10 protein-coding genes are annotated in these 9,941 nt (G+C 72.6%); 6 read left to right on the forward strand and 4 right to left on the reverse strand.

The features are described 5' to 3' along the window. Positions 1-152: 152 nt before the first annotated feature. A complete protein-coding gene (locus IG63_RS0120025; protein ID WP_030486104.1) occupies positions 153-920 on the forward strand; it encodes a GAF domain-containing protein in 768 nt (255 codons plus the stop codon). A gap of 74 nt (positions 921-994) precedes the next feature. On the opposite strand, the gene IG63_RS0120030 is transcribed toward IG63_RS0120025, so the two are convergent. Beyond that, positions 995-2,908, reverse strand: a complete 1,914-nt coding sequence (locus tag IG63_RS0120030) for an arabinofuranosyltransferase (protein ID WP_030486105.1) — start codon at positions 2,906-2,908, stop codon at positions 995-997. A 93-nt stretch (positions 2,909-3,001) separates the two neighbouring features. Between IG63_RS0120030 and IG63_RS0120035 the strand changes: the two genes are divergently transcribed. Genes IG63_RS0120035 through IG63_RS0120050 form a run of 4 tightly spaced genes read left to right on the forward strand, consistent with a single transcriptional unit; the run spans position 3,002 to position 6,765 of the window. Then, on the forward strand, positions 3,002-3,976 hold the full coding sequence (locus IG63_RS0120035; RefSeq protein ID WP_245604526.1) for a decaprenyl-phosphate phosphoribosyltransferase: 975 nt from the start codon (positions 3,002-3,004) through the stop codon (positions 3,974-3,976). After that, positions 3,973-5,388: an FAD-binding oxidoreductase gene (dprE1, locus tag IG63_RS0120040; protein ID WP_051707355.1), complete on the forward strand. Its 1,416-nt coding sequence runs from the start codon at positions 3,973-3,975 to the stop codon at positions 5,386-5,388. Before IG63_RS0120035 ends, dprE1 begins: the two co-directional genes overlap by 4 nt. After that, positions 5,381-6,139 (forward strand): decaprenylphospho-beta-D-erythro-pentofuranosid-2-ulose 2-reductase, encoded by a 759-nt coding sequence (gene dprE2, locus IG63_RS0120045; protein WP_030486108.1) that lies wholly within the window; start codon positions 5,381-5,383, stop codon positions 6,137-6,139. The genes dprE1 and dprE2 overlap by 8 nt, the downstream gene beginning before the upstream one ends. Next, the gene (locus IG63_RS0120050) at positions 6,136-6,765 is read left to right on the forward strand and encodes a histidine phosphatase family protein (RefSeq protein WP_030486109.1); all 630 of its coding nucleotides are present in this window, start codon (positions 6,136-6,138) and stop codon (positions 6,763-6,765) included. The genes dprE2 and IG63_RS0120050 overlap by 4 nt, the downstream gene beginning before the upstream one ends. A 7-nt stretch (positions 6,766-6,772) precedes the next feature. On the opposite strand, the gene IG63_RS0120055 is transcribed toward IG63_RS0120050, so the two are convergent. Together IG63_RS0120055 and IG63_RS0120060 are read right to left on the reverse strand one after the other, a co-directional pair. Further along, entirely contained in the window at positions 6,773-7,312 is a 540-nt protein-coding gene (locus IG63_RS0120055) for a GtrA family protein (RefSeq protein ID WP_211249414.1), read from the reverse strand. A gap of 194 nt (positions 7,313-7,506) precedes the next feature. Next, positions 7,507-7,977: a hypothetical protein gene (locus IG63_RS0120060; protein ID WP_030486111.1), complete on the reverse strand. Its 471-nt coding sequence runs from the start codon at positions 7,975-7,977 to the stop codon at positions 7,507-7,509. Between the two features lie 343 nt (positions 7,978-8,320). On the opposite strand from IG63_RS0120060, the gene IG63_RS22445 reads away from it, so the two are divergent. Beyond that, the gene (locus tag IG63_RS22445; RefSeq protein WP_030486112.1) at positions 8,321-8,665 is read left to right on the forward strand and encodes a cytochrome P450 family protein; all 345 of its coding nucleotides are present in this window, start codon (positions 8,321-8,323) and stop codon (positions 8,663-8,665) included. Here the strand turns inward: IG63_RS22445 and IG63_RS0120070 are convergent. Then, positions 8,652-9,650 carry an alpha/beta hydrolase fold domain-containing protein gene (locus IG63_RS0120070; protein WP_084597374.1) on the reverse strand — a complete coding sequence of 333 codons (999 nt, stop codon included), beginning with the start codon at positions 9,648-9,650 and terminating at the stop codon, positions 8,652-8,654. The genes IG63_RS22445 and IG63_RS0120070 overlap by 14 nt on opposite strands. Positions 9,651-9,941: the final 291 nt, after the last annotated feature.

Consider the following 9,941-nt stretch of genomic DNA (forward strand, 5'->3'; position numbering starts at 1 on the left):
GCGGTGGGACGTGGTCATGTGCCCGCCAGCGGCTCGGCCGTGGGGCCGGGGCGGCGGGCATGGTCCTCGGGTCGCCGTCGCCGTGACTCTCACTCGATCGCGGTCGACCGACTTCGGGGCGTCAGGGGGCCGCTTCCGGGTAATGGAGAGCCGTGCGCGACGAGGAGATGGCCAACCCGGGGATGCGTCCGATCGAGGCGACCGAGGAGGCGTTCGCGCTGCTGCGCGACTTCGACGACGACCGGGTCGAGCGCTCGTTGCTGTTCATCGCCGAACAGGTGCGGGCCATCGCGCCCGGCTGCGTGGCACTGAGCCTGTCGCTGCTGGACAGCGAGCTCACCTTCACCTTGGCGGCCGAGGGCAGTCTGGCGGCCACCCTCGACGCCGTGCAGTATCTCGACGGGGGTCCGTGCGTGGAGGCGCTGCACCGCACCGAGCCGCTGGCGACGGAGGCCGGGTCGGCGCCGTCGCTCGACGAGGAGCGCTGGCAGATGTTCTCCCGCGCGTCCGCGCACCTGGGGGTCGCCAGCACGCTGTCGCTGCCGATCCTCGACGAGGGCTCGGTGGTGGCTGGCGCCAATCTCTACGCCGAGGCTCCGGACACCTTCGACGGGCACCACGCGGCCCTGGGTCAGGCGTGTGGCGCGTGGGCGGACGACGCGGTGACCAATGCCGACCTCAGCTTCCAGACCCGGGTGAGGGCTGCCGTCACGCCGGATCGACTGCTGGAGCAGAAGGACGTCGACCTCGCCTCCGGCATCCTGGCCGCGGCGTACGGCCTCAGGGTGCGCGAGGCGGCGTCACGACTCGCCAGCGCCGCCGCACGGGCGGGCGTGAGCGACACGGAGTTCGCGCGGTTCCTGCTGCAGGCGCACCTGACTAACATCGCCGGCGAGCCCAGCGGGCACGAAGCCTCCTAGTAGCTGGGCGTGCCGTGGACCGCTGACGGCCGGGCCCACCGCGTGGTGAAGCCCTCTGTCCTACGGGGGAGAGGTCATGGAGCCACCAGGATGACGGCGGTGCGTGCCAGCTCCACCACCTCGAAGTCCGGGGAGGCGAAGAGGCCCGGGTCGAGGGAGACGCGCTGCCTGATCCAGGCCTCGGGGAAGTCGTCGATGGTCACACTGAGGTAGTAGCCGCGGTCGTCCCGGTTGAGCACGAGACCGTCCACCGCCTGGAGTGGGTTGTCCCGCAGGAGGCGGTGCGCGCACGCGGCGTCCTCGCACTCCTGCAACCGTCGCAGCACCGCCAACCGGGACTCGAAGCGGCCGTGGGGGTGGGAGTAGATGCTCTTCCAGCTGAGGAAGAGGTGCACCGGTCGCAGGGCCGGCACGTCGGCCCGCGACGAGACGAGCACGTCACCCGATCGGAAGGGGCGACCCGACAGCTCTCGCCAGGCAGCCTCGACCTGGGCGGCACTGGCGCTCACGGCCCCGGGTGCCACTCCCCAGGGATGCCAGTTCTCATCGGCCGGGATTGCACCACCGGCGGGGAAGGACCCGTCGGGGTAGCGCATCGTCTGCGCGGCGCCGGCGTGCGCGACCACGCCACGCTCGAGCGTGGCCGTGACCGCCAGGGCTCCCGTCGCGATGCTCAGGGCGGTGGCACCCACAGCCGCCGCTCGGGCGGCGCGGCCGGTGCCGGGACGGGCGAGGCGGCGGCGACACCAGCTTGCGGCCGCCGCGACGCCCAGCACCCCGGCAGCCGCCAGCACTGCCTCGCTCAGCTCCTCGGTCTTCTCGGGCAGCAGCGCGACGCCCAGGGGTTGCAGCAGCTGTCCACCGACCATGAAGGCGTAGGAGGCGAGGAGCGCGAGCAGAAGCGCCGCCGCCAGTCGGCTGCGACGGGCGTGCCTGAGCAGCCACAGCAGCCCGGCCAGCTCCAGCACGCCGCGGGCGTCGTAGGGCAGCGGGATCGCGGGTGCGTCGAAGCCGTGCGGGCTCCACCGTCGCTGCAGGTCGTCGCTCGGCAGTCCGGCGAGCTCACCCGCCAGCAGGTGCCACCACGTGGGCAACGCCACGACCAGCCCCACCGCGCCGATGCGTACCGCGCGCAGCGGAGCCGGGTGCACCGGTCGTCGCCGGACCAGGTCCAGCAGCATCCCCAGCAGGGTGGCCAGGGCGAGGGGCGCGAAGAAGTACGTGTGGGTCAGCAGCAGCAGGCCGAGCACCAGGCCGTGGCGTGCGGCGCCCCAGGGCGCAGCGTCGGCCCGGACCATGCCGCGGCAGACCTCGAGCCACCAGGGGAGCAGCAGGCACAGCACCAGCCACTCGTCCGGCTTGTGTGCCAGTACGGTCGCCGAGGCCACGACGCTGGCGACCCAGGCCGCCACCATGTCGGAGAGCACCCGGCGCCACAGCAGCCACGAAAGCGTCGGCAGCACCAGACACATCAACACCTGCGCCGGCTTCATCACCGTCCATCCCGGGACGTCGAGCAGCGCGGCGGCGCGTCCCTGCAGCCACGGCCACAGCGGCGGGTAGTAGGCCGGGAGGCCGGCGTAGCCGTAGTCCGCCAAGGCGGGGGAGTCGGCGTACCGCGTCACCATCTGGGTGCGGAAGCCGGCATCGGAGTACACGCCGTCGAAGCCCCAGGCGGTGCCGTGGAGCGAGGACATGGCGGTGCCGCCGAGGAGAAGGCTGGCGGCGCTCAGCACCAGCGGCACCGGGCGTCGCCACGCCAGGACGCTCCAGGCCGACGCCACGACGGCCGTCGCGATCGCACCGGCGACCAGTACCGCCACGACGGAGGCACCGGCCAGCTCGGCCGGGACGAGCCGCAGGACCGACCAGGTGCCCACCGTGCCGAGCACGGTGAGCACGGCCCACGTGCCGAGGTCCGTGCGCACCCGCTGGGAGGGGCGCTCGCGTGTCGTCGGGTCAGCGACCGCCACGTCGGTCTCGGTCATGGAGCCCCTCTCCGCTCGACGGCCGCGCGGCGGACCGTTTACTTCGTAAACAAGCATGTACATGATGACGGCAGATCGGGTACCGCACGCTCCGTGCCCCCACCCCAGCCGCCGTCGGCCACCAGTGAGGCCGTGGCCTCCCCGCCGCCGGCCCACACGAGACCACGCCCGCAGCTAGCGGAGACCACGCCGACCGCCCGGCCCCCGGGGCCGGCGTGGTGGCGGGTCCTGCGTACCCGACAGTGGACGAAGAATCTCCTCGTCCTCGCAGCGCCCCTGGCGGCGGGGAGCCTGCTGCGCGTCGACGTCGCCCTCGGCGCCGGGGTGGCGCTGGCCCTCTTCTGCCTGGCCTCCTCGGGCTGCTACCTGGTCAACGACGTGCTGGACGCCGAGCAGGACCGTCGGCACCCCGTGAAGCGGACCAGGCCCGTGGCCGCCGGCGAGATCGGGCCGCGCGCGGCGCTCCTGGCCGGGGTGGCCCTGCAGACCGTGGCGATCGTGGCCGGTGCGCTGTGGGACCCCGCGCTCGGCGCGACCATGGCGGCGTACTCGATCACGCAGGCGCTGTACGTCGCCGGCCTCAAGCACCAGCCGCCGATCGACCTGGCCGTCGTGGCCTCGGGCTTCCTGCTGCGTGCGGTGGCCGGTGGAGCGGCGACCGACACACGGCTCTCGACCTGGTTCTTGCTGCTCGCGACCTTCGGCGCCTTCTTCGTCGTGGCCGGCAAGCGGTACTCCGAGCGGGTGCAGGTCGGCAGCGAAGCAGGGACGCGGCCCTCGCTGCGGCACTACTCCGAGAGCTACCTGCGCTTCGTGTGGACGATGGCCGCCGGTGTGACGGTCGTCGTCTACCTTCTCTGGGCCCTGACCGGTCCCCACCACACCGGGGTCGTGCCCTGGGAGGGCCTCTCGGTGGTCGCCTTCGTGCTCGGGCTGCTGCGCTACGCCGCCCGCATCGACCAGGCCACGGCCGAGCACCCCGAGGACATCGTCGCCAGCGACCGTGGTCTGCAGGTCGTCGGCGTGATCTGGGTGCTGCTGGTGCTCGCGGGGGCGGTCGTCGAGTGAGGCAGGACCGAGGGCCGGAGGAGGGCGCCACCTCGCTGTCCGGGTGGGGTCGTACCGCGCCGACGCGCGCCCGGGTGGAGTCCCCGACCACTGACCTCGAGGTGGTGGCCGCGGTGCATGAAGCGGCTCGCGAAACAAGACGACGAGGGGTCGTCGCGCGGGGGCTGGGACGCAGCTACGGCGACGCGGCGCAGAACGCCGGGGGAGCGGTGCTCGACCTGACCGGGCTCGCCCAGGTGCACCGCCTGGATCTCGAAGCCGGTGTGGTGGAGGTCGACGCCGGCATCTCGCTGGACCGTCTCCTGCGTGTCGTCCTCCCGCTGGGCCTGACGCTGCCGGTGCAGCCCGGCACGCGGCAGGTCACGGTCGGGGGAGCGGTGGCCTGCGACGTGCACGGCAAGAACCACCACACCGCCGGCAGCTTCGGTCGGTACGTGCGCAGCCTCGTGTTGCTCACCGGCGCCGGTGATGCCATCCGACTCAAGCCCAGGGGGCCCGACCCCGAACTCTTCTGGGGGACTGTGGGCGGCATGGGGCTGACCGGCGTCGTGCTGCGGGTGGAGCTGGAGCTACGGCGCGTGGAGACCTCACGGATCGTGGTCCGCGCCGAGCGACAGCCCGACCTGCACGGAGTGATGGACGCCCTGCGCGAGCACGACCGGACCGCGGAGTACTCCGTGGCGTGGTTCGACTCGCTGGCGCAGGGAGCCGCCACGGGACGAGGCGTGGTCATGACCGGACGCGACGCCGTACGCGACGACCTGACCGCGGCGCAGCGCGAGGACCCGCTGCACGTGCCTGCGTCCCGACGGGTGCAGGTGCCTCACACGCCGCTCTGCGCGGTCAACGGCGTGTCGGGGCGAGCCTTCAACGAGGCGTACTTCCGTCGCGCTCCGAGACGCCCGTCGACCAGGGTCGAGCACGCCTTCGGCTTCTTCCAGCCACTCGACGGGCTGCAGAGCTGGAACCGTCTCTACGGTCCCAGGGGGCTGGTCCAGTACCAGCTCGTGATCCCCGATGCGGCGTCCGAGGTGGTCGTCGAGGTGGTGCGCGAGGTCGCGGCCAGCGGCCACGTCTCGTGCCTCAACGTGCTCAAGCGCTTCGGACCCGGCACGCCGGGTCTTCTGTCCTTCCCCGCCCCGGGCTGGACCCTCGCCCTGGACCTGCCCGTCCGTGCGGGACTCGACGCGGTGCTGGACCGGTTGGATGCCCGCGTGGCGGAGGCAGGTGGCCGGCTCTACCTGGCCAAGGACTCGCGGTTGCCGCGACGACACCTGCCCACGATGTATCCACGGCTCGGCGAGTTCGCCGAGCTGCGCCACCGTGCCGACCCTGGAGGACTCTTCGTCTCCGACCTCGCGCGGCGCCTGGGCCTCCACCGACCGACCGAAGGGAACCTGCACGATGCGTGACAGTCTCGGCCGACCCCAGACGGTGCTGCTCCTGGGCGGCACCTCCGACATCGGGCTCGCGATGGCGCGCGCCTGGGCGAAGCAGGTGGACGGGCTGCGCGTGACCCTGGCCGCGCGACCGTCGCCGCGACGCACCTCGGCCGCGGCCGACCTGGAGCGGCATGGCTGTCGCGTGCGGGAGCTCGACTTCGACGCGCTGGAGCAGCAGGACCACGAGCGCGTCGTCCGGGCGGCCGCCGAGGGGGAGGACGTCGACGTGGCCGTCGTGGCGTTCGGTGTGCTCGGGGAGCCGGAGCGAGCCTGGCAGGACCCCCACCACGCCGCCGAGCTCGCCGCCACCAACTACACGGCCGCGGTGCTCGCCGGTGTCGCTCTCGGGCGACTGGTGCGGGACCAGGGCCACGGGATGGTGGTGGCCCTCTCTAGCGTGGCCGGAGAGCGTCCGCGCCGCTCCAACTTCGTCTACGGGTCGAGCAAGGCAGGCTTCGACGCCTACTACACGGGGCTGGGCGAGGCACTGCGCCCCTTCGGGGGCCGGGTGCTGGTAGTGCGCCCCGGCTTCGTGCGCAGCTCCATGACCGAGGGCCTGGCGGAGGCTCCGCTGGCCGTCGACCCCGACACCGTGGCTGCCGCGACCCTGCGCGCCGTCGCCTCGGGCCGGGAGCAGCTCTGGGTGCCTCGACAGCTGCGTCCCGTCATGTCGGTGCTGCGTCATCTGCCGCGGCCGGTCTTTCGACGGCTGCCACTGTGAGCGCTCCACCGCCGACGGAGCGCACCGTCGTGCACCTGGTCCGCCACGGCGAGGTGCACAACCCGGACGGGGTGCTCTACGGCCGCCTGGAGGGCTTCGGCCTCTCGGCGCGCGGCGAGCGCGGTGCAGCGGCAGCGGCGGCCTACCTGGGACGGCGCGACGTCGTGGTGCTCTCCTCCTCACCGCTGGAGCGCGCCCGACACACGGCCGCCCCGCTGGCCGACCTCATCGGTGTCGTGGCAGGTGTCGACGAGCGGCTCACCGAGGCGAGCAGCCTGCTCGAGGGACGCAAGGTCGACATGGGGCGCTCGATGCTCCGTCAGCCGCACCTGTGGCCGGCGTTGTGGAACCCGTGGCGACCGTCGTGGGGCGAGCCCTTCCGCGACGTCGCCGCGCGGATGTGGGAGGCGGTGAACGACGCCCGGTCGACGGCCGCTGGGCACGAGGCGGTACTGGTCTCCCACGAGATGCCGATCTGGGTGACCCGGCGACGCGCCGAGGGGAGGCGCCCGGCCCACCACCCGCGGCGACGTCAGTGCGCTCTGGCGAGCGTCACCTCGCTGCACTTCGCGGACGACCGCGTCGTGGGCGTGGAGTACGCCGAGCCGGTGTCAGCGGGGGCGTGACCACCGCTCACCCGGCGCGCAGCACGCGGTCGTCCTGCCGCGACGAATCGGTGCCGACCTCGGGTGCCGGCGGCGCGGGGGGTCGCGTCGGGGCGAAGACCCACCGGCCGTAGGCCCAGAAGCGGAAGAGCGTCCCCAGCCCCAGCCCGACGACGTTGCTCGACACGTTTTCGGCGAGCGGCGAGGTGAGCCCCAGCGCGTAGGAGCTGACCGCGAGGCACACCAGGCTGATGGCGAGCGCGATGCCGTTGCACACGAAGAAGAGCACGTAGGCGACGCCGGGGCCGTGCCGCATCTCGCGGTGCCCGAAGGTCCAGGAGCGGTTGCCCAGGAAGGCCAGCGAGGTGGCCAGCACCACCGAGATGGTCTTCGACGTCAGCGGGCCGACCTCCACGACGTAGCGGAGCAGGTTGAAGGCGCCGATGTCGACGACGAGGCACAGCAGGCCGACGGTGCCGAAGCGGGCCACCAGCTGGGTGCCGGACCCCAGGAAGCGGGTCGCGTCAAGCCGGTGACCGATCCGTCGCGTGGCCGTCCGGGGGCTCACCCGCGCACCGCGTCGCTCAGCGCACGGAGGGGGACGCACCCGCAGGCGATGACGTCGGGCATCGGGCTCCTCAGGACAACTCGGGTGACGGTGGGACGAGGACCGACCACCGGGGACGCGTCGGGATTACCCGATCGGTCAGATGCGACTCGCTGTGGCCGCGTGCCGATCGACGCGCTGGGTATCCCGGTCGCTCATCGACCTCGACAGCACCCGGGAGACTCGTGAAGACGGTGCGGGACGACCTGGCCCTCCAGCTGCTCAGGAAGGGCTATGACGCCCTCCCCTCGATGTGGGCGCGCGGAGACCCCGACGACGAGCTCGATGCACTTCCGGCTCGGCTGCTGGGCCGCGATGCGCTCGTCGTCCGTGGCCCCGGCGGTGCCCAGCACTTCTACGACGACCGACTGTTGCGACGCACCGGCGCCGTGCCGCCACCGCTGGCGAACCTGCTCTTCGGGCCGGGGGCGGTGCACGGCCTGGACGAGGTTGCCCACCGAGCGCGCAAGGCGATCTTCCTCGAGTCGCTCGACCCAGCGCGTGTCCTCGAGCTGGGACCTCGGGTGGAGAGAGGGCTCAGTGACGCCGCGGGCGGCTGGCGCCGGCGCGGCGGCACGGACCTCTTCGACGAGCTGGTGCTCGTCTACGGCGACGTAGCCCTCCATCTCGCCGGGGTCACCGACGCGCGCTCGCACGCCTCCCTGAGCCGCGCCATGGCGGCCGTGGTCGCCGGGTTCGGCCTTCGTCCGGCTGCCTACGCCAAGGGCTGGGGATCACGCCAGTGGCTCGATGCGTGGGCGAGTGGGGTGGTCCGGTCCGCTCGAGCAGGCACGCGATCGCCGGGCGAGCCGGGGACGATGCTGCACACCCTCTCGCGGGGGCCCGGTCGCGAGGTGCCGGTGCGCACCGCGGGAGTCGAGCTGCTCAACGTGCTGCGGCCCACGGTGGCTGGCCGCCAGGGTCGACGTCGCGCACGACTGGGAGGGTCACTGGTTGGCGGAGGGGGACATGGTCGTCCTCGACGTCCCCGGCACCAACCAGCACCGGACGTGGCAGGACCCGACGCTGTTCTGGCCCGAGCGCTTCCGCGGTCACCGACCCTCGCCGTTCGACCTCGTGCCGCAGGGTGGGGGAGACGTCGCGAGCGGCCATCGTTGCCCGGGGGAGTCGGTGACGCTCGTGCTGCTCGAGACCACAGTGCGACTGCTGACTTCCTGGGAGTGGAGGGCGCGCAGTGGCCCACCCGACCGTCGACGGATCCCGACACTGCCCGGCGGCGGGCTGCGCATCCTGGATGTCCTCGACCCCACGAACGGCACCCCGCGGCCACGGGTGGCAGTCAGATCCGTCTGACTCGCGGTCGCCTCGACGGTCCGGGCTCAGGACCGCGCGGCGTGTGGCGAGCCGGATACCGCCCGGCCACGCGCCGTACCGACTCGACGAGCGCCAGCCGGCTGCGGCGGCCCTCGGGGATGGCACGCGTCATCCAGACGTGGAACATCGCCGTGACCTCGTGCACGTGCACGTCCACGCCGGCACGGTGCGCCCGATCGACCAGTGTGTCGACCCCGGGACGAAGGATGTCGTGATCGCCGATGTGGATCTCCAGGGGCGGTAGGCCTTGTAGGTCAGCGTTGATGGGACTCACTAGGGGGTGGCCGGGCCCGTGGGGGCCGGCCCAGCGACGCCCGGCTGCTCGGAGCCCGGACTCGGCCAACATGGGGTCCGTCGTCTCAAGTCGCGCAATCTCTGGGCCCCTCAGCGTGGCGTCGACCCATGGCGACAGCAGCACCAGCGAGGCCGGCGGTGGGAGGTCACCGCGACGCAGCTCCTGCGCCATCGCCAGCGCCAGCGCTCCGCCCGCGGAGTCCCCCATCAGCAAGACCGGCACCACTGGTCCCGCCGTTGTCGCGTGGTCGTACAGCTCGACCAGCTGCGGCAGCACGTCGTCGATCGTCGCCTCGGGAGCCAGTGGATAGGCGACGACGATGACCTCGGCTGGTGCGCGCACCAGGGCGCGCACCAGCCGCCAGTAGTCGGCGGTCAGCGGATGGACGTAGCCTCCGCCGTGGAGGTACAGCACGCGAGCCGACGGCTCGGTGCGCCGCGGTCCGACACGCCAGGTGTCCATCGTCCCGGCGCGCCGCCAGCTGACGCGCCCCTGTAACCGGGTGAGCAGGGTCGGGGGTGCATCTCCCCTCCGCTGCAGTCGGCGCGCGCGGGCGACGGTGTGGGCGGCCCCCTCGAAGGCTTGCTTGTCGCGGCGCCACCTCATGCCGCGTACGTACACGCGCGTGACCAGGGATGCCGCTCGACGGTCTGTCTCCCATTGGATCATCGGTACAGCATGCGACGGTGATCGTCGCGACGCGTCGGCGGACCGGCCACGGGCCGGAGTCCGACAGTTGCACGTCGGCGTGCGCGGCCGGCGTGGGCGGCCTGGTCGTCGTCCCTTCACCTGGGCGGGGCTCAGCTGAGCTGGGACGGCGCCACGTAGCGCTTGGGTCTGCTGCACGGATAGGTGACATCTTGACCTGACCTACGTCCTGGGTTCCAGATTTGGTGGCTAACTGACGGCCTTCACGAAAGGCTGAGAGCCATGCCTCGTCCCTATCCGCCGGAGTTCCGG

The organism is Nocardioides aequoreus (genome assembly GCF_000720335.1).
GTDB classification, from domain to species: domain Bacteria; phylum Actinomycetota; class Actinomycetes; order Propionibacteriales; family Nocardioidaceae; genus Marmoricola; species Marmoricola aequoreus.